Genomic DNA, 20,321 nt, shown 5'->3' with positions numbered 1-20,321 from the left:
GTGAATTCATAGTAAACTAATAAAAGTGTTCTACATCTGTTATTTTGAAAGGGGTCATTTACATATGGCAAAGCAAGCGAAGATTACTCTTGAAAACGGCGGCGTAGTGCTGATCGATCTGTTCGAACAGGATGCTCCAAATACTGTAGCCAACTTTGAGAAGCTGGCTAAGGACGGTTTCTACAACGGTTTGGTATTCCACCGTGTTATCCCTGGTTTTGTAGCTCAAGGCGGATGCCCGAATGGTACAGGTTCCGGCGGTCCCGGTTATACCATCAACTGTGAGATCAACCCTAATAAGCATGAGCGCGGAACGCTGGCTATGGCGCATGCCGGCAAAAACACAGGCGGAAGCCAGTTCTACATTTGCTATGCACCGCAGCCGCACCTTGACGGAGTACACACTGTATTCGGTAAAGTCGTACAAGGCATGGAGCTGGTTGACAGCTTCCAGGGACGCGACAAAATGACTTCGGTGGAAATCATCGAAGCGTAAGGATTAGATTTCGGAGGGCGGGTGAACCGCCCTCTTTTATATTTTTCAGACAGCACCCTGCGGGTTTACCAGCAGGGTGCTGTCTTTTTTTAATAAATTAACTATTCCGGCTTCTGCGGCTGCGGAGGGAGCTGAAGTACCCGGGCAGCTTGAAAAAGATCAGATACATCAGCAGGAAGATCACGAAGGCAAAGACCTCTTCGACCAATAGATAGTAGGGGTAGGGGCCGAAAAAATCAAGTACGGACAAGGTATCCGGTTTATGCGCCAGGAACATGTAGTTGGTGTCCAGCAGTGTATCCGCGGCAAAGACGCAGGCGGCGATGATGTTGAGGCAGCCCATGGTGAAGAACAGTGACCGTAAGCCCGGCCGGAAGCCATAGGCCCAGGTCATAAACAGGGAGGCCAGCACGATGGCTCCATGGGCGGTAAAAAACAGCAGGAAGCGGAAATGCGGAAACGGATAGACCAGATTAGGTGTGAGCAGTGCGATGAAAGCGCCGCCGATACCGGCGAAGTAAAGAAAGGAGTAGAGCAGCCGGCTGCGGGTAAGCAGCATGATCGCGGATAAGAGCAGTGTGATTCCGCACAGCTCCAGCGGCAGTGAATGCTGAATGGTCCAAATGTCCTGAGACAGGTACCAAAGATGCAGGCCGCCTTCCGAAGCCAGCAGTACAATAACCAGCAGGAAGCGGATAGTATCCCTGAGAACAGGGCGGGAAAGGAGTACCGCCCGTGAAGCGAACAGCAGCAAACAAGCTAAAGCGATCAAAGCCAGAGCAATGAGATGCGGCAAGGAAAACATGACGAAATCCGTCTCATGCTGCCGCCCAAAAAAGGTAGTTAGGTTCACTATTTTCTCTCCCCCCGGATGTTGAACAAATTCCACAAAAATAATTATTTTATTTTAAACATAATCTGATTCTAAAGATCTATACTTCGGTGATATAAGTATATAACGCTCAAGCTGACCAGAAAAGGAAGAGAATTCTGCAATCTGACATAAGATGGATGCGGATTACCGACATACATAACTGGCTTTTGGGCGGATTTATTAATTTCAGAAACGGGGGCTACCGGGGAATGATGAGAAAAAAAGTAAGTCTGGCCATTGTGATTCTTTTGCTTTTTGTACAATATGCCTACGGCATCGGATTCACGTCACAGGTTAAAGCAGCTGCCATTGATCATGAAACGAACATCATTACCAGTGTTTCTATGGCAGTATACGGGCCGGACGGAAGCACAGTTACGGACAGTGTGTATGATGTTAGTTCCAAGGTAACCTTGGATTATACCTGGGCACTGCCGGACGGACACAGCTACACTGCCGGAGATACCTTCACCTTCCAGCTTCCCGGACAGTTTCAGCTGTTCAATGACATCAGCGGAGCGCTTGTGTCGGATGATGGGCAGGTCGGTGATTTTACGATCAGCCAATCCACACATCAGGTGGTCATGACCTTCAATAATTACATTGAGAATCATGGCAATATCCATGGGACGCTGCGGGTTAATACGAAATTCGACCGCACCCAATTGAACGGCAGCACGGTCGAGCAGATCTTGTTCCCGGTTGAGGGAGGCGTACAGACTGTGACGGTGCATTTCAGGCCGGAGGTCAGTTCAACCATTGCCAAGAATGGCGTGTCCAGCGGCTTCAACGCGGACCATATCGATTGGACAGTCGATGTGAATAAGAAACAGGAATCCGTCCAGAATGCCGTAGTTACTGATCCTATTCCGGCTGGACTGTCGATAGATAGTACGGTTACCCTCGCTGTTTATCAGCTGAACGTACAGCTGGATGGAACAGTCCTGCAGGGTAAATTGATTGATACCAGCAAATATAGTGCTGAGGTAACCGGGGGCACGCTGATCGTCCGTTTCACGGATTCTGTGCTAAACGGAGCATACCGGATCGCCTACTCCACTGGAATTACAGGTGACGAAGCCAGCTACACTAACACAGCTACATTTACCGGAGACGGACGTGATCCTGTCAGCGCATCAGCAACAGTTGCTGTGCAGCGTGGCGGAAGCCTGAACAAAAAGGCGCTCAATTACGAATGGGGTAAGCATATTACCACTTGGGCGATCGAATACAATTATAACAAGAGGGTCATCCCGCAGCAGAGTGCTGTGCTGACAGATTTATTCGATGATTCACAGCGGCTAGTAACCGACTCAGTTACGGTATACCCGGTAACTCTTGACTCTACGGGAAAAGCTACAAAGGGTACTGCTCTGACGGAGAATGTGGATTATACGCTAAACGGTATTACCGGAGTAGAGAAGGCGGGCTTCAAGCTGGAGTTCCTGAACGGCATATCCTCCGCTTACCTTATTGAGTATAAGACGGAGGCACAGGGCCGGGTATATAAAGATACTACAATTACCAACACAGTATCAGACAGTACCTACAGCGCTTCAGCTACTCAATTGATTCGTCCGGCTATTATTTATAAGAATCTGTCGGGAGTAGATTATTCGAAACAGACAGTAAACTGGAAGATCACCCTGAACGGTGACAATTATCCGATGAAGGGAGTAGTACTGACGGATACCTTCCCGCAGGGCGGATTAAAGTTTATACCGGATACACTGGTTGTACGAAACAGCAGCGGCGCGGTGCTCAATGACTCGGCCTATACGCTGGTATATAATGAATCCAGTGCGCCGGGTGCCGGATGGAATAAAGGATTTAAGGTGATATTTAATTCAATGATTACCGGTACTTATACTATCGGGTATACTACACAATTCAGCAGTGCCTCACTGATAGGGAATACCGATAACTTCATTAACACGGGCACGGTCGATTGGAAGGATATTGAAGGCAAACGGACGGCCAGTGCGAACGGATTGTTTATTCCCCGTCCTGAATATAAGAACAACGGGTTCAAGACCGGAGTTTATGATGCGGCAACCAAAGAAATAACCTGGACTATAGGTGTCAATTATACGAGTATGGCGGTAATAGAGCCTGTTGTTTCGGACATTCTGACAGCCGGGCAGACACTGGTTCCAGGATCACTCAAAGTGTATAAGATGAACCTGAATGCCAACGGGGACTATACCAAAGGGGATGAATTAGCCCCAGACGCCTATAGTTTCCGAGTCAACAACGGCAATGAATATAAGTTTGTGTTTACTGACAGCATCAATAAACCCTATTATGTTGTCTTTAAAACCAGCCTTGCAGGACAGCTGATTGACAGCAAGGTTGTCAATACAGCACAGCTGTTTGATGGCACAAAGAAGGTATCCAAAGATTTGACCGCTTCCGTGAACATTCCGCATGGCGGTGAGTATGTATTCAAGAGTGGCCTGCAAAATGGTGATAAAGTGAATTGGAGTATCGCCATTAACCGGACCCAGTCCCATGTGAAGGATGCTACAATCACAGATACACCAAGCACGAATCAAATACTGCTGCCGGACTCCTTCCATCTCTATCCTACAGTGGTTTCAGCAAACGGGGAGGTAACGAAAAGCAGTGCCGAATTAATAAAAGGTACTGACTATACCCTGAAAGTGATCGCTGATGCTGATGGTAAACAAAGCTTCGAATTAAGCTTTGCTTCGGCTATTGACTCCGCTTATGTGCTGGAATACCAGTCACTGATTGTAGCAAATACGGGTGATAAGCTGGTAAACGAAGTGAAATTCAGCGGAAATAACAACATCCTGATAGAGAAGAATACGACCACAGAAGTGATCGTTGGTGTATCCAGCGGTTCGGGCACAGGCAGCGGGGTTAAAGGTATGCTGACCGTCCAAAAGCTGGATGCACAGAATAGCCAAAAGGTGCTCGAAGGTGCTACTTTTGAGCTTTACCGGCTTAACGGCACAGAACGGGTGCTGGTCAACACCCGTACAACAGATGCGGCAGGCACTGCAGTATTTAATAATATCTGGCTGGGCAGCTACATCCTGATTGAGACTGCAGCCCCGAGCGGATATGTACTGGATCCAAGAGAGTATCCTGTTACAATTAGCTCCGTCACTGGTATCAATCTGACGGTGTATAATACACCAGTAGTGCCGACTGCTACACCAACGCCAACGCCAACACCGACAGCGTCAACGACGCCGACAGAATCTCCATCGGCATCCGCATCGCCGGTAGTTTCTCCGACAACGTCGGCAGAGGTTTCACCTGCGCCGACAACGTCAGCAGCAGCTTCACCATCACCATCACCGGCGCTTCCGGGTGGCACGCCTCTCCCAACCAGCTCTCCGATTCCGGGAGTGATTATCGATGATGATGTGATCCCTGGCGGGCCGGCGATAACTCCTGCAGTCTCGGCTGGACCATCAACCCCGCCGGCAGCCCCAACGGCAGCGCCGGATGAAACAGCTATCGATGATGATATCCCGCTTGGGGGAGTCGATATCGATGAGGATGATATTCCAAAGGGAACGGTGACTGATCCGGCGGGCAGCGGCACGCTGCCGCAGACGGGCGAGAGCAGTCCAATGCCGATTTATCTGGCAGGGCTTGGGCTGATTGTAGTCGGGTTTATACTAAACCGGGTATTCAGAAGGAACCGGAACCAGTAATACTTGCCAAGACATTCAGCTGACTCCATGATCAGCAAATCCAATAGCACGCGGCAGAATACTGCCGTGTGCTATTTTTTATCCTTATTTCTTCACAAGCATTAAGTTGCGTTCAGGCATGAACCTGTACCTCGGCTTCCCGGTTCTGCCTGGCTTCCAGCTCACTGCCGCTCTTGAGGCCTCTGCGTCCCAGCAAAGTGACGAGCAAAATTGCCAATCCTGAGGCCGTTAGGAGAAACGCAGCTGGAAGCAGGTCCACGAGCAGTCCATACAGGATCATTCCTGCCGGTGCAATTGCCCCCGATGCAGTCTCGACGACGGCAAATACCCTTCCGCGGTAATCCGCCTCCACCGTCTGCTGTAAATACACCTGAATCGGGATGTTAATATTCATGACCGTACTGCCAGTCAGAAACATCAGCACAAGCAGGAACATGAAGGCGGAGCCGGTACTGAAGAAGAATATCAGCGGCAGCGCCATAGCTATAAACAGCATACCGAGTGACGTAAGCCCCCGAATCAGCGAACGGGCTGGGCTGCTGCTTTGGCGGCGGACGCTCAGCAAAAGGGACATCACCAGCATACCTGCAGCCAGCATGGCATTCAGGGTCCCGTACTGACCGGAGGAGAAAGACAGATTCTCCACGGCCACAAAGGGCAGCACGATGTTCAGCGATACAACGAAAAAGTTGACCCAGAACACGATAATAAGGACAGCCCGGATAACTGGTTGCTTAAATACATAAGAGATACCGCCAGTAAGACTGCTGCGCAGTTCTGCCAGCATATTCGATAAATCCCGCCCGGCATGTCTTTGGGCAGCTGAATCTGCAGCGGATTCCGTCAGCTCCGGGTCTCGTTTGAAACTGAGTCCGCAGCTCATGAGGGTAGAAATGGTAAAACCTGCTGCATTCAGCAGCATAAAGAGCTTGAACGGGACGGCGGAATACAGCATGCCCCCAAGTACCGGTGCAAGCAGGTTGCCAATGGAGCCGGCCATCTGGTTGAGAGAGCCGGCGCGCTGGATATACTGGGAATCGACGAGCTGGAGCAGGGAGGAGGAGACAGAAATTCCATAGAAGGTGGAGCAGACGGAGAGCAGAACCAGTGAGGCATAGATGGGCAGCAGCATGACTCCACCCAGGGAGACCGTCAGAAAGGCTAGCAGCAGTGTCAGGACGGCCGCAAGGTCTGAGTATATCAGCAGCCGGTGGCGATTCATCCGGTCTGCCATCACACCGGCGAAGGGCGCAAGCACAATCCGCGGCAGCATTCCGCAGATCATGGTAACGGCAAAGCTGCTTCCCGAGCCTGTAAGTTTCAGAATATACAGTCCCACCACAAAGGTATACATCCCTGAGCCCAGGATCGAAGCGAGCTTGCCGGTAAAGAACAGGAGCATATTACGGCTGCTTGGAGTGGCGAAATATCCTTTTTTCGTTTTCAAACCATCCACCTCTTTATAAAGTTAAATTATATTAAACTTATATTATGCTTGATCGAGTAAAATCGCAACAAAAAGTTTAATTTAATTTAACTTTGTTTCTCGCTCACTAATAATAAGCTATACTGAGATCAAGACGGACAGAAGGATGGGTCACCCTATGACAACAACCCAACAGATGATCGGAGATAAAATCAAACAGCTCCGCAAGGCAAAGCGGCTTACCCAGAGCGAGCTGGCCGGAGAGGCTATGACCAAAAGTATGCTAAGCCAAATTGAGAACGGCCGTGCACTGCCTTCCATGCGGAGTCTGCAAATATTAGCTAAGCGGCTTGGCGTAGATGCGGGTTATTTCCTTGAAGACGGCCAGAGTCTAGACCTGGCCCGCATGGCCCGCGACATCGAAGCTGAGTTCAAGCAAAAAAACTACCAGGCGATTATTTCTGCGGTAAAGCCGCTGATGGACGGGAAGCTTCCGATGACTGTGGATGCAGCGCGTCTGATGGAGTTCTATGTAAATGCCTGCTTTTATACAGGGACAGACGGAGGGATCGATGCGATCAGCAGAGCAGTTGAAATATACGAGCGGTTCGGATTATTTGTAGAGAGTGCCAAAGTCCAGTATCTGGCCTATGCCCTCATGTTCACCCAAAGCCGGTACCAGGAGAGCCTGGAGCTGATTCTCCGGGTCAGAGAGGAATATACCGGCAAAAAAGTCGGCAATGATTTTCTCTTCGAGCTCGACCTCCATTATGCGGAGAGTGTTTCCTTGTCTGCTCTGGGCGATTACGAAGGGAGCCGGGAAGCCGCGCTGGCGGCTGTTGCCCTGTCACGGGAAGAAGGAGTGTATTATTTAACGGATCATTTATACCGAGTGTTGTCCAATCTCGCCCAAATGTCGGGGAAGCTGGAGGAAGCAAAAACATACTTGAATAAGGCGCGGCTGTTTGTGCAGTTTACAGAGGATGAGCTGTCGGTACAGCTTCTTGAATTGGCTGAGATCAGACAGGCTAACGCGGAGGGGAGGTACGAGGAGGCGTTACGAATGGGACAGAAGTTTCAGGGTAGGGAAAGTATATATGCATCCAGCGGCTGCCTTGTGACCGGAGCTGCACTCTATCATCTGGGACGGGATGAGGAAGCGCTTGCGGTATTGTCAAAGGTTACGCTTCCGGATCACGCCTACCATCCGCTGGACCGGGCCAGTGTGTTCACCTCGTATGCCTATAAAGCCAGAATCTATGCCAGACAAGGGAAGATGGAGGAGGCGCGCCAGCAATCACAGATTGCATTCGAGCGGGTGCAGCATTATCCGCCTTCTATACACAGGAAATTCATCGAGGATACATACCGGGAGCTGCATAATTAACAGATAGCAGGCTTCAACCAAGTGAGCATTGGTCTCACACAGTGCTGATGCTATAATAACTTAAAATTAAACTATTGGAGGGAACGACATGTGGAAAGAATTCAAAAGCTTTGCCATGAAGGGCAATGTGCTCGACCTGGCCGTTGCAGTAGTCATTGGAGCTGCATTCGGCAAAATTGTCTCATCACTAGTTGCAGACATTATCATGCCGATAATGGGTTTGATTAGCGGCGGGAAGAACCTGAAAAATCTTACATTTACTTATTTGGATGCGACAGTCAAATACGGTGTTTTCCTGCAGAGTGTGATTGATTTCTTTATTATTTCCTTCTCGATCTTTATGGTGATCAAGGTGGCGAACCGTTTTAAACGCAAGGAAGCTGTTAAAGTCGAGGTTGTAGAGTCGCCTGCACCAGATCCGGAAATTGTTTTGCTGACGGAAATCCGCGATTTGCTGAGAAAGGGCAAACAGGGGGAAGTATAGAGGCTGGTTACATATCTGCCTTTCCAACCCAATATGGACAAGCTAAGAATGAAGCAAGCGTGAATGATACGCTTGCTTTTTTTAGCGTATAGTGCTAACTTTATTTTAGTCAGTAAGTCGTCTTTTTAATTTCATACTGGTTTGATCCTTCAGGGCAGGGTGTAATTCCCTACCGGCGGTGATGTCACTATGTGATGGCTTTAATAGCCATTAGGGTGCTTAGTCCGCTACCCGCTTCGTATTTTATTATACGAACGGTGGACCCGGTGCAATTCCGGGACCGACAGTATAGTCTGGATGGAAGAAGGAGAGATCGACGTTCTGCCACCTGGTGGCAGGCGTACAGCCGTGTTTCAAAATATTATGTGCGAACTTTCACAAATCAAGGGTGAGGGTGCTTATTTACGCACAATTTATTAGAATTTCCGGTAAACTCTCGTATATCCCGTCTTGAACTCCGCCTGGAGATTGAGACGGGTTTTTCTGCATTTAGCTGAAAAAATAAAGACTTCGTAAGGATGGGAGGCAGATCATGGATATCATGAACGACCAGTTTTATATGTCGCTTGCAATGGATATGGCGGAAAGAGCACAGGGACAGACCGGCATCAATCCGGTTGTCGGTTGCGTAGTCGTAAAAGACGGGGCTGTGATCGGCCTGGGTACTCATCTGCAGAGGGGAACAGGCCACGCCGAGGTCCATGCACTCAATATGGCTGCCGGTAAGGCGCAGGGCAGTACCGCTTATGTTACGCTGGAGCCGTGCAGCCATTACGGCAAGACGCCGCCATGCAGCCAGCGGCTGATCAATGAAGGTGTTGCACGGGTAGTCGTTGCCTGTGAGGACCCGAATCCGCAGGTTGCGGGACGGGGCATCGAAATGCTGCGCGAAGCAGGCATTGACGTTGAAGTGGGGCTGCTGCGTAGCCGAGCACTGCGGCTCAATGAGAAGTTTATCAAGTATATACTGACGAAGCAGCCGTTTGTGACTCTTAAGAGTGCAAGCACACTGGATGGCAAGCTCGCCACCAAGACTGGTGACAGCAAGTGGATTTCAAATGGACAAGCGCGGGAGATTGTACATACACTACGGCACCGTCACCAGGGGATAATGGTTGGTGTCAACACGGTCATCGCCGATAATCCCTCGCTGACGACCCGTATGGAAGTGCCCGGACTCCATCCGATCCGTATCGTGATTGATTCCTCCTTGCGGATTCCGCTTGAATCGGCAGTAGTCACTGACGGCCAGGCGCCGACAATTGTCGTCACCACAGCCGCAGCTGATCCGGCCCAAAAGGTTGCGCTTGAGGCAGCAGGCGTTACTGTTGTCGTCAGCGGCGCAGGGCCGAGGGTCGATCTGCAGGCCGCCATGGTTACGCTTGGCGAAATGGAGATCAGCTCCATTCTCCTTGAGGGCGGCGGAACGCTGAACGGCTCGATGCTGGAGAGCGGGCTGGTTGACCGCATAGTGTTATTCTTCGCGCCGAAGATTGTCGGCGGAGGGAGCCAGGCTGCGGGAACCTTCGAATTCCCCGGCGTGGAGCTCATGAAGGACGCGGTCATGCTGGAGGGATTGGAAGTTGAAGTGCTCGGAGATAATGTCTGTATCAGCGGGACTCCGGTCCGCTAGGAAGCAGTGAATGCTTCCGAAGCGAGTTTTGTAAGATGTATAAACAATGTAGCAAACTCAACAAAACTAGGTTTACGCTTTCGATGTGAGTTTTGTACGAAGCTTATTCACAGTAGTAATCCTAACAAAACTTTTAGGAGGGGATAACATGTTCACCGGATTAATCGAGGAGGTTGGCGTACTGCGCGGCGTCAGCAGCGGCGGTGAGATGATGGTGCTGAATATCGGCGCATCGCTCATTATGGGTGATCTGAAAATCGGCGACAGCGTATCCGTCAATGGTGTCTGCCTGACGGCGACCTCGATCGGCGAGCATTCTTTTACCGTTGATGTCATGCCGCAGACCTACCGCAACAGCAATCTGAAGGAGCTGCGCAGCGGGAGCAGAATGAATCTGGAACGGGCCATGGCCGCCGGCGGGCGCTTTGGCGGGCATATCGTCCAGGGTCATGTGGACGGTACGGGAGAGATCCGCAGTGTGAAGCGAGACCAGAATGCAGTGGTGTTCGAGATCACGCCGGATAAGAATTCCTTGTTTAAATATATTATCCCTAAAGGCTCCATTACCATTGACGGAATTAGCCTTACCGTGGTAAACACAACTTCATCAGCATTCACTGTCTCCATCATTCCCCATACGCTTGGAGAAACGGTGCTTAACCATAAACGTCCGGGCGACAGCATTAACGTTGAATGCGATGTGCTTGGCAAATATGTCGATCATCTCCTTCATTACAGGGGAGCAGGCAGTGAGGAAGAAGAGAGCAGTTCCCGGATCAGCCATGATTTCCTGGCGGCGAACGGGTTTGTATAAATAAGAAATAGGCTTACAGCGGCCTGCGGGCCAGTGTAGAGTCATCAGGAGGACAGAACTATGAGCGAGCATGACAAGCAAGACAGCGTCTTGGACTCGATTGAAGATGCCATTTATGATTTGATGCGCGGCAAGGTGATTATCGTGGTCGATGACGAGGACCGTGAGAACGAAGGGGACTTCATCGCCTTGGCCGAACGCTCCACTCCGGAAGTCATCAACTTCATGATCACGGAGGGCCGCGGTCTGGTCTGTGTGCCGATCACGGCGGAACGGGCGGAAGAGCTGGATCTGCAGCCGATGGTTACCCACAATACCGACAATCACGGCACCGCCTTTACCGTATCGGTTGACCATATTGATACGACTACCGGTATTTCCGCCGGTGAGCGCTCCATGACCATCAAAGCATTAATGGACCCTAATGCGAAACCGTCAGACTTCCGCAGACCGGGCCATATGTTCCCGCTGATTGCCAAGAAAGGCGGCGTGCTGCGCCGCTCCGGCCACACCGAAGCTGCTGTCGATCTGGCACGCATGTGCGGCGCTTATCCGGCCAGCGTCATCTGTGAAGTGGTCAAGGCTGACGGCACCATGGCCCGTCTGCCGGATCTGGTTGAGATTGCAAAGAAACATGATCTCAAGCTGATCAGCATTAAGGATCTTATTCATTACCGTAATGAGAAGGAGCATCTGGTCAACCGTGAAGTATCGGTGAACCTGCCGACAGACTTCGGAGACTTCCAGACCATTGCCTATACGAATGAGGTGGACGACAAGGAGCATGTTGCCCTGGTCAAAGGCGACATCTCCGGCGAAGAGCCGGTACTGGTGCGCGTGCATTCCGAATGCCTCACCGGCGATGTTTTCCATTCCCACCGCTGCGACTGCGGCCCGCAATTTGAAGCGGCGCTGCGCCAGATTGAAGCTGCGGGCAGAGGCGTGCTGCTCTACATGCGCCAGGAAGGAAGAGGTATCGGACTGATCAATAAACTGCGGGCTTATAAGCTGCAGGAAGAAGGGCTGGACACTGTGGATGCCAACCTGAAGCTGGGCTTCCCGGCCGACCTGCGGGATTACGGCATCGGTGCACAGATCCTGAAGGATTTAGGCGTCCGCCAGATTAAGCTGATGACCAACAATCCCCGCAAGATAAAAGGGCTGGAAGGCTATGGTCTAGAGGTTGTGGAACGTGTGCCGATCCAGATGCCGGAGAATAAAGATAACACCAATTATCTCCATACCAAGCAGGCCAAGCTTGGCCATCTGCTGACTTTTGACAACATTGAACAGAATGAGGATTCGAAAGCTTAACTTTTACCATAAACTACTAACTTAAACATGAAGGGTTGATGAACACAAATGCCGAATTATTTTGAAGGACATTTAGTATCCGAGGGTTTGAAATACGGTGTAGTTGTAGGACGTTTCAATGAATTTATTACCAGCAAGCTGCTTTCCGGTGCCCTGGACGCATTCAAACGCCATGGTGTTGCCGACGATGAGGTGGATGTCGCTTGGGTTCCGGGCGTATTCGAAATTCCTTTGATCTGCCAAAAAATGGCCGAAAGCGGCAAATACGACGCCGTGATTGCCCTGGGCACCGTTATCCGCGGATCTACTACACATTATGACTATGTGTGCAACGAGGTTGCCAAAGGTGTAGCGGCAATCAATCTTAAGACTGGTGTTCCGACCATTTTCGGTGTCGTGACTACCGAGAATATCGAGCAGGCTATTGAGCGCTCCGGAACCAAAGCGGGCAATAAAGGCTGGGATGCAGCTACCTCCGCCATCGAGATGGCTAACCTGAACAAGCTGTTTAAGTAAGACAGCCTCTTGACGAATCAGCCTCAATCGTGCTTATTTATAAGTATGAGAAGAAAGCATGGTCTATAAAAAATCTTTCTACTTGTGTAGCGTCCATTTAGCGGCGCTGCACTTTACTTTTTTTTAGCAGGAGGAAATCGCGTGACTGTATTGTATAAGCTGGAGACGTTCGAAGGTCCGCTCGATCTGCTCTTGCACTTGATTGACAAAGCGGAAATCGACATCCAGGACATTCCGGTCAGCGAGATTACCGAGCAGTACATGGAATACCTGCAGACGATGCAGGAGCTTGAGCTGGATATTACCAGTGAGTTTCTCGTAATGGCGGCTACCCTCTTATCCATCAAGAGCAAGCTGTTGCTGCCGAAGCCGCCGGTCATTGAGATCGAGGATTTCGATTACTACGAGGACGACGGCTATGATCCGCGTGCAGAGCTGGTGGAACGGCTGATTGAATACCGGAAAATCAAGAGCATTGCCGTGCAGCTGCTGGATATGGAGAGTGAGCGCAGCCTTATTTTTACGAAGGAGCCTGAGGATTTAGGGCCTTTTGTGCCGACACAGGTGGACAACACCCTGAAAGGGCTGCATACGTCTGACCTGATTGCCGCATTCCGCAAAGCGCTAAGCAAGGCAGCCAGAAGATCGTCATATCAGCGGATTACCCGTGACGAAATTTCGGTGAAGGACCGGATAAGGGATGTCTCTGAGGCGCTGATGCGGGGTGGGAGGGGCGGCAGGCTGCGGTTCTCTGCGCTTTTGCATGAGAGTATGGACCGGCATGAGATCGTAACGACTTTTCTGGCAATTCTGGAGCTGATGAAAATGAAGGCGATATTTTGCTATCAGGAGAAATTATTTGATGACATTGTAATGGAGTGGAGAGGGGGAGAGGAGTTCAGTGGATTACAAAACGCTGAAATCGATTATTGAGGGACTGCTGTTCCTGTCCGGCGATGAGGGATTGTCTGCCCGTCAAATTGCCGAGATTACCGAGCAGCGCCCGGATCTGGCAACGAGAGCGCTGGATGAGCTGAAGGACGATTATATTTCACAGGAACGCGGTCTGCAGGTGGTGCAGATTGCCGGGAATTACCGGCTGGCTACATTGCCTGATCATGCGCCGTATTTTGAGCGCCTTGCGTACTCGCCTTCACGATCCTCGTTGTCTCAAGCTGCACTGGAGACGCTGGCTATTGTGGCTTACCGTCAGCCGATTACCCGGGTGGAGATTGAAGAAATCCGCGGAGTGAAGTCTGAACGGGCGATTCATACGCTGAACAACAAGGATCTGATTCATGAGGTTGGACGGGCAGAGGCTGTTGGCCGCCCTATCCTGTATGGCACGACCAAGTCATTCCTGGACAGCTTTGGCCTGGCCAGCCTGAAGGAACTGCCGGAGCCGTCGAGCTTCGATACTTCCGACAGCCTTGAGGAGGAGACACAGCTCCTGTTCAACAAGCTGGACAGCCAATTAACCTTCGACGATGTCGAGCAGCCTTAGGCAGGCCAGCCGGATTACGAACTTATATATTTTTTACTGCGTTGTTCCTTTAGGGAGCAGCGTTTTTTTTGTATTTCTTCCGGTTCCCCGTAAAGTGTCCGTATAACCTTCGTAGCCGAGGCTTCAGTATGTTTGGGAAATTTGTGGTCATCCCGAATTTTTTCCAGCCGACTTTGCCATACTAATCCAAGGGTTCCTATTAAAAAGGCAGCTTGGAGGTTAATCCGTGACGTTATGGCTTGTTATACCCTTGGCCGTGCTGTTGTTGGTCATTGTACTTGTCCTGTCTTCCTCTATCCATTTTCACTTCCGCTTATGCAGACTCGGCAAGGATGATCGGGTGGAATTCGACATTAAGGCCTTGTTTGGGCTGGTTAAATTCCACTATGAGCTGCCAAAGCTGGTCTTTGAAGGAATTCAACGCGGGGTGAAGGTAAAGCTCGAAAAAAGCGGGATTGCTCCGGTCCGCCAAGATTCAGATAAAGAAGAACAGATTGACAAAGAAACGGTGCAGAATTGGGCGGACGATCTGAAAGAGGCACTGCGGGCAACCGGTGGTTTAATGAAATGGCTCAAAGGTCTCTTGTCCCATGTCAAGATTACCAAGCTCGACTGGTCAACGGATTTTTCGCTGGGTGATGCTGCATATACAGCCACGGCAACAGGTGCTCTCTGGGGGCTGAAGTGGAGCCTGGTGGGCTGGATGTCACAGTATGTCCGGCTGCAGAAGCGTCCGCGGATGTTTGTCGTGCCGGTTTTCCGGGATGAGCTGTGCTATTCTACAGAAGCTGTCTGTACCGGTAAGCTGTCTGTTGCATATGTCTTATTTGCCGGTTTGCTGCTGCTGCGCCGCATTTCCGAGGTTAAGGGCGGTTGGTCTCATTGGATTAAGCTTTTGAGGCAAAAGCGCTGAGCTGATCCGGCGGGGAACTTCCTCCGAAGAAACGTCTTACATACAAATGGTGCCCGTGGGGGATGATATCACCTGTGAAAGAATTAGAAATCCCTAGAATTCAAAGGAGGCTAACAATATGAGTGACCATCCGATCCAAGGTCTGATGCAGACGGCGATGGAAAATATCAAGGGTATGGTGGACGTCAATACGATTGTCGGAGATCCTGTGGAAACACCGGATGGCAGTGTAATTCTGCCGATCAGTAAAGTGGCGTTTGGATTTGCCGCAGGCGGCAGTGATTACCGGGTGGAAGATGATGCCCCTGGTGTGAACGGCAGCGGAAGCGGGGTTAAATTGCTTCCTTTCGGAGGAGGTAGCGGGGGCGGTGTTTCGATCCGTCCAATCGCTTTTCTCGTAGTGGGCAGAGAAGGGGTACATATTGTGCCGCTGGATAATCAGACCCATCTGTTCGAGAAAATTATTGACGCTACACCAAACCTGATCGACAAAATCCAGAATATGTTTCAAAACGGTACACCTGTAGGGGCGGAAGTAGTGGACGCTAAAGTTACTAAAACAGCGGTAAAAGCTGAAACGGTACCTTCGAATTCATCCACCCATTAGAAGTCCAAGCAGACAAACATCGGGATATCGCCTTTTGCGGCGGTGTCCCTTTTTGTATGTGAACGGTACAAGCGGGGGACATACCTGTTCCTCAAGCTGCATACACTTGTACAACATAGGATGATAATTCATCACGGAACCCTAAGATCTGATCAAAAGCCGGAGGATGAACATGAAGACATTAACCTTTAGGTCGTCGTTAATCTTGATATGGTGCACACTGCTGGCGGTTTGGACTCCACTTTATCCGGTTCATGCGGAGAACCTCTCTATCACAACTCATGCCAGGGCGGCGGCGCTGATTGATGTGGAATCCGGCAGGATTCTTTACAGCAGCCGGGGGGATGAACCCATGCTGATTGCCAGCCTGACCAAAATCATGACTGCCATAGTGGCTATAGAGAATGGGGATCTGGATTCCAAAGTTAAAGTTGGAAAGAATGCTTTTGCCAAAGAAGGCTCCTCACTGTATTTGAAGCAGGGGGAGGAAATGAAGCTGGAGGATATGCTCTACGGTCTGATGCTGCGTTCAGGGAATGATGCGGCAACTGCGATTGCAGAAAATGTCGGCGGATCTGAACAGGGCTTCGTCTATTTGATGAACGCGAAGGCAGAGGAGCTTGGCCTCACCCATACGCATTTTGCCAATCCGCACGGGCTGGATGCTGAAGGTCATTATTCCAGCGCCAACGACCTGGCTGTGCTGACCGCATACGCGCTGCATAATCCTGTGTTTAAGGAGATTGTGAAGACCCAGGAGAAGACTGCCGACAATCCGTATGAGAAATGGGACTACAAATGGGCTAACAAAAATAAAATGCTGCGCCTTTATGAAGGTGCGGATGGTGTGAAGACAGGCTATACCAAAAAAGCGCTGCGGTGTCTGGTCAGCTCCGCTACCCGAAACGGGCAGCAGCTGGTCGCAGTGACGTTGAATGACGGCAACGACTGGAATGACCATGCTGCACTGCTTAATTTCGGCTTTAACCATTACCCGCTCAAAACCTTAATCGAACGCGGGGAAGGCATCAGCGGATACAGCTTCGTAACATCAAAGAAGTTTGCCTATCCGCTCGGACAAGGTGAAGAAGCCAGGATTGTCACGAAGCTCGTACTGAATGAGCAGCCGGCTGCTTCTGGCGGGACTGAAGCCCGCAGCAGCTTTGGACTGAGGGAGGCGCTGGTGCTGCAGCTTGGCGGGAAGGAGATCGGGCGGGTGCCGGTTTATGCACCGGAGCAGCTTCCGCCGGAGCAATCCTTATATATGAAGCGATACACTCCGGCCGGGACCGCTGCATATCCGGCAGACACTTGGCTGCAGGCGCTGGGCAGTGCGCTGCGCGCGCTGTTGCAAATGGGAAAATAGGCGGAACGCGGATAGCGGAGGGGAGGGAACAGCATGATTAATGGAATCTGGCTGGCGATGATCGTGATCGGCTTCGTCTTCGCTGCCGTAAACGGCCGGATGGATGAGTTCACGGCAGCTGTCTTTGATGGCGCCAAAAGCGGAGTTACCGTAAGCTTCGGCCTGATCAGCGTACTGGTATTCTGGATGGGGATGATGCGGGTGGCGGAGGATGCAGGTCTGCTGCGTAAAATCGCCCGCCTGCTCGGCCCGGTCGTCGGCTTTCTGTTCCCGGATGTGCCGAAAGGCCATCCGGCCATCGGCTATATACTCTCAAACATGAGTGCAAATCTGCTTGGTCTCGGCAATGCAGCAACACCTATGGGCATCAAGGCGATGCAGGAGCTGCAGACACTGAACCCTGATAAGGAGACTGCTACTCCGGCAATGTGCACCCTGCTGGCGCTGAACACGGCCAGCATTACACTCATTCCGGCCACGCTGATTGCGATCAGGCTCAACTACGGCTCGGCTGAACCGGCTGGTATTGTCGGCACAACGCTCGCTGCAACGGCGGTAGCGACGCTGGCAGCGGTTGCTGCGGACAGGCTGTTCCGCCGCCTGACACTGCTGCGCAGGCCGCCGAAGCCGCCGGCGATCAGGCCGGGGGATTCAGCCAGAGGGGGGCCGGCCCTCCCGCATTCCTCCATGAAAGGGTGAGCCGCGCTTGTTCCAGCTAATCAGCCTCATATCGGCCTGGGCGATTCCGGTCATGATCACATTCATTCCGCTTTATGCTTTTACGCGCAAGGTTCCTGTTTATGAGTCCTTCGTGGAAGGGGCCAAGGACGGCTTCGGGACCGCCATAGCCATTATTCCGCATCTTGTCGGCATGCTGGTCGCCATCAGCGTGTTCCGTGCATCCGGCGCACTGGATTTCCTGATGGGCTTCATCGCTCCGGCGCTGCAGGGGCTTGGTGTGCCGCCCGAGGTGCTGCCGCTTGGCCTGCTCCGCCCGCTGACCGGCACGGGCTCGCTTGCCTATACGACAGACCTCATCCGCGTCCACGGGCCGGATTCACTGATCGGCATGATCGCCTCCACCATCCAGGGCAGCACAGACACTACCCTGTATGTATTAACCGTCTATTTCGGCGCCGTGGGCATCCGCAACGGGCGCTACGCGCTTAAGGTCGGCTTGTTCTCCGATATTGTCGGCTTTGTCGCAGCCATCGCCATATGCATGCTGGCGTTTGGATAGAATATATTTTTAGCTACCGTTTGAATTTTCGTAGATGCTGTGTTAGGATTGTTTTAACTAAATAATCCTTAAATTCATCGTTTAATGGATTGTTACTGGCCGTGCCAGGCAAAACCTAAACTGATGGTAAATCATTTGTCTTCTTTTCGGAGGAGCAGATCATTATACCAACGGTTTAGGTTTTTCTTGTTTTTTGGCCATATCACAATGAAATTATAGAAAAGAGGGTATATTCATGGTCACAGCAAACACAGGATTTCCTCACAATTTTTTTGTGGGGCGGCGCTACGGCTGCCAACCAGCTTGAAGGCGGATTTGATCAGGATGGCAAGGGGTTGTCCACAGCGGATATGATTGCTTATGTACCTAAGGCGCAGCGTAAAGGCGATCACTCGATGGAGATTTCTTCGGAGCGCATTACGGAGATTCTTGCCGGCGACAACAGTGAGCGCTTTCCCAAGCGGGAAGGTGTTGATTTCTACCACCGTTACAAAGAGGACATCGCCCTGTTTGCGGAAATGGGCTTCAAGGTCTTCCGGATGTCCATCAACTGGGCGCGGATTTTCCCGAACGGGGATGACGCGGAGCCGAACGAAGCGGGCTTGCAGTTCTACGATAATGTCTTTGACGAGCTGCTTAAATACGGCATAGAACCGCTGGTAACCTTATCGCATTATGAAACTCCGCTTGGCCTGACTATGAAATACAACGGATGGGCCAGCCGCGAAGTCATCCAGCACTATGTGAAGTATGCCGAAACCGTATTCACGCGCTACCGGAACAAAGTAAAGTATTGGCTGACCTTCAATGAGATCAATGTGATGGTGATGAGCCCCTATACTGGCGGCGGTATCCTGTCTGACCGTGTAGAGCACAAGCTGCAGACCGTCTATCAGGCGTTGCACCATCAATTTGTAGCGAGCGCACTGGTAACGAAGCTGGGCCACGAGATTATTCCCGGCTCACAGATCGGTTGCATGCTGGCACGCATTGAATCTTATGCGCATACCTGCAATCCTGAAGATGTCCGCAAGAGCCAGCTGGAGAACCAGATGAACCTGTTCTTCACCGATATACATGCCCGCGGCGAGTATCCAAGCTACATGAACCGTTATTTTGCCGAAAATAATATTGTTATCGCGCGTGAGCCCGGGGACGATGAGATTCTGGCCGCACACACCGTCGATTTCATCTCCTTCAGCTATTACATGACGCTGACTGTGACGGCAGGACCTGAAGGTGAAGCCACGGCGGGTAACCTGATTGGCGGGGTGAAAAACCCTTATCTGGAGGCTTCCGACTGGGGCTGGCAGATTGATCCGGTAGGTCTGCGCATTACACTGAATACGCTGTATGACCGCTACCGGAAGCCGTTGTTTATCGTGGAGAACGGACTAGGGGCGATCGACCGTGTCGAAGCCGACGGCTCCATCCACGATGATTACCGGATTGATTACCTGAAGCAGCACATTATCCAGATGAAGGAAGCTGTAAAGGATGGCGTAGAGCTAATGGGGTACACAGCCTGGGGCCCAATTGACCTGGTCAGCATGTCCACTTCGGAAATGTCGAAGCGGTATGGATTTATTTATGTTGATTGGAATGATGAGGGACAGGGTACACTTAAACGCAGCAAGAAGGACTCCTTCCACTGGTATAAAAAGGTCATTGAGTCTAACGGAGAAGTGCTATAAGCTGAGTAAGCTTCAGAGGATAAACCGTTTTCATAAGAGCGTTGTCATTCTGCAGACAATGTGCTAATATGCATGTACAAGGAAAACTAATAACTGGATTGTTACTGTATTTAACAGGCAAAACCAGAAACCGGCATACTGAGCCTGTTTTGGTTTTGCCTTTTTACTACTCTGACGGTGTAAGGTGATGGAATGAAAATTGCGAAGGTGCTCAACAACAATGTTGTAACTGTAATGGACGCCAGCCAGAATGAACTGGTCATTATGGGACGGGGAATCGCCTTCAAGAAACATGCCGGCGATTATCTTGATGAGGACAAGATTGAAAAGGTGTTCTCACTGGAAAATAAAGAAGTCTCGC

Annotated in this window: 18 protein-coding genes, 1 pseudogene and 1 riboswitch; of the genes and pseudogenes, 17 read left to right on the top strand and 2 right to left on the bottom strand. The window is 51.0% G+C overall.

Translation table 11 applies throughout. The annotated features are described in order from the left end of the window. Positions 1–64 precede the first annotated feature (64 nt). Positions 65–496, top strand: a complete 432-nt coding sequence (locus AQR02_RS16515; RefSeq protein ID WP_054941416.1) for a peptidylprolyl isomerase — start codon at positions 65–67, stop codon at positions 494–496. A 97-nt stretch (positions 497–593) separates the two neighbouring features. Here AQR02_RS16515 and AQR02_RS16510 read toward each other — a convergent pair whose 3' ends face one another. Next, positions 594–1,349 carry a YwaF family protein gene (locus AQR02_RS16510; RefSeq protein ID WP_054941415.1) on the bottom strand — a complete coding sequence of 252 codons (756 nt, stop codon included), beginning with the start codon at positions 1,347–1,349 and terminating at the stop codon, positions 594–596. A 230-nt stretch (positions 1,350–1,579) separates the two neighbouring features. Between AQR02_RS16510 and AQR02_RS16505 the strand changes: the two genes are divergently transcribed. Then, entirely contained in the window at positions 1,580–5,062 is a 3,483-nt protein-coding gene (locus AQR02_RS16505) for an LPXTG cell wall anchor domain-containing protein (protein ID WP_159067776.1), read from the top strand. A gap of 112 nt (positions 5,063–5,174) precedes the next feature. Here AQR02_RS16505 and AQR02_RS16500 read toward each other — a convergent pair whose 3' ends face one another. Continuing rightward, the gene (locus tag AQR02_RS16500; RefSeq protein WP_054941413.1) at positions 5,175–6,509 is read right to left on the bottom strand and encodes an MFS transporter; all 1,335 of its coding nucleotides are present in this window, start codon (positions 6,507–6,509) and stop codon (positions 5,175–5,177) included. A 157-nt stretch (positions 6,510–6,666) separates the two neighbouring features. On the opposite strand from AQR02_RS16500, the gene AQR02_RS16495 reads away from it, so the two are divergent. From AQR02_RS16495 to AQR02_RS34405, 15 genes and pseudogenes are all read left to right on the top strand, one after another. Next, the gene (locus AQR02_RS16495; protein WP_054941412.1) at positions 6,667–7,875 is read left to right on the top strand and encodes a helix-turn-helix domain-containing protein; all 1,209 of its coding nucleotides are present in this window, start codon (positions 6,667–6,669) and stop codon (positions 7,873–7,875) included. Positions 7,876–7,963: 88 nt separating this feature from the next. Continuing rightward, a complete protein-coding gene (gene mscL, locus AQR02_RS16490) occupies positions 7,964–8,359 on the top strand; it encodes a large conductance mechanosensitive channel protein MscL (RefSeq protein WP_054941411.1) in 396 nt (131 codons plus the stop codon). 141 nt (positions 8,360–8,500) lie between these two features. Next, positions 8,501–8,672: riboswitch (FMN riboswitch) on the top strand. A 219-nt stretch (positions 8,673–8,891) separates the two neighbouring features. Continuing rightward, on the top strand, positions 8,892–9,992 hold the full coding sequence (gene ribD / locus AQR02_RS16485) for a bifunctional diaminohydroxyphosphoribosylaminopyrimidine deaminase/5-amino-6-(5-phosphoribosylamino)uracil reductase RibD (protein ID WP_054941410.1): 1,101 nt from the start codon (positions 8,892–8,894) through the stop codon (positions 9,990–9,992). 148 nt (positions 9,993–10,140) lie between these two features. After that, entirely contained in the window at positions 10,141–10,806 is a 666-nt protein-coding gene (locus tag AQR02_RS16480) for a riboflavin synthase (RefSeq protein WP_054941409.1), read from the top strand. A 60-nt stretch (positions 10,807–10,866) separates the two neighbouring features. Next, on the top strand, positions 10,867–12,120 hold the full coding sequence (locus tag AQR02_RS16475) for a bifunctional 3,4-dihydroxy-2-butanone-4-phosphate synthase/GTP cyclohydrolase II (protein ID WP_054941408.1): 1,254 nt from the start codon (positions 10,867–10,869) through the stop codon (positions 12,118–12,120). Between the two features lie 48 nt (positions 12,121–12,168). Next, positions 12,169–12,636, top strand: coding sequence for a 6,7-dimethyl-8-ribityllumazine synthase (gene ribH, locus AQR02_RS16470; protein ID WP_054941407.1), 468 nt, complete (start codon positions 12,169–12,171; stop codon positions 12,634–12,636). A gap of 141 nt (positions 12,637–12,777) precedes the next feature. Then, complete coding sequence (locus tag AQR02_RS16465; protein WP_054941406.1) at positions 12,778–13,569, top strand: segregation and condensation protein A; 792 nt, start codon at positions 12,778–12,780, stop codon at positions 13,567–13,569. Then, positions 13,538–14,140 (top strand): SMC-Scp complex subunit ScpB, encoded by a 603-nt coding sequence (gene scpB / locus AQR02_RS16460; RefSeq protein WP_054941405.1) that lies wholly within the window; start codon positions 13,538–13,540, stop codon positions 14,138–14,140. The genes AQR02_RS16465 and scpB overlap by 32 nt, the downstream gene beginning before the upstream one ends. A 226-nt stretch (positions 14,141–14,366) precedes the next feature. Then, positions 14,367–15,053, top strand: coding sequence for a DUF2953 domain-containing protein (locus AQR02_RS16455; protein WP_054941404.1), 687 nt, complete (start codon positions 14,367–14,369; stop codon positions 15,051–15,053). A gap of 118 nt (positions 15,054–15,171) precedes the next feature. Further along, a complete protein-coding gene (ytfJ, locus tag AQR02_RS16450) occupies positions 15,172–15,660 on the top strand; it encodes a GerW family sporulation protein (protein WP_054941403.1) in 489 nt (162 codons plus the stop codon). A gap of 172 nt (positions 15,661–15,832) precedes the next feature. Then, positions 15,833–17,026, top strand: coding sequence for a D-alanyl-D-alanine carboxypeptidase family protein (locus AQR02_RS16445; protein ID WP_054941402.1), 1,194 nt, complete (start codon positions 15,833–15,835; stop codon positions 17,024–17,026). A gap of 33 nt (positions 17,027–17,059) precedes the next feature. Continuing rightward, positions 17,060–17,725, top strand: a complete 666-nt coding sequence (locus tag AQR02_RS16440) for a nucleoside recognition domain-containing protein (protein WP_054941401.1) — start codon at positions 17,060–17,062, stop codon at positions 17,723–17,725. A gap of 52 nt (positions 17,726–17,777) precedes the next feature. Then, positions 17,778–18,266, top strand: a complete 489-nt coding sequence (locus tag AQR02_RS16435; RefSeq protein WP_054942137.1) for a spore maturation protein — start codon at positions 17,778–17,780, stop codon at positions 18,264–18,266. A 235-nt stretch (positions 18,267–18,501) separates the two neighbouring features. Beyond that, positions 18,502–19,960, top strand: a pseudogene (locus AQR02_RS16430) (glycoside hydrolase family 1 protein). A gap of 192 nt (positions 19,961–20,152) precedes the next feature. After that, the coding region (locus AQR02_RS34405) for a CAT RNA binding domain-containing protein (protein ID WP_245237620.1) at positions 20,153–20,321 on the top strand (169 nt) is incomplete at its 3' end.

Source organism: Paenibacillus ihuae (assembly GCF_001368795.1).
In the GTDB taxonomy this organism is placed as follows: Bacteria; Bacillota; Bacilli; order Paenibacillales; family Paenibacillaceae; genus Paenibacillus_AQ; species Paenibacillus_AQ ihuae.
The sequence above is the reverse complement of the archived record's forward strand: the minus strand, read 5'-3'. Positions and strand labels throughout refer to the sequence as shown.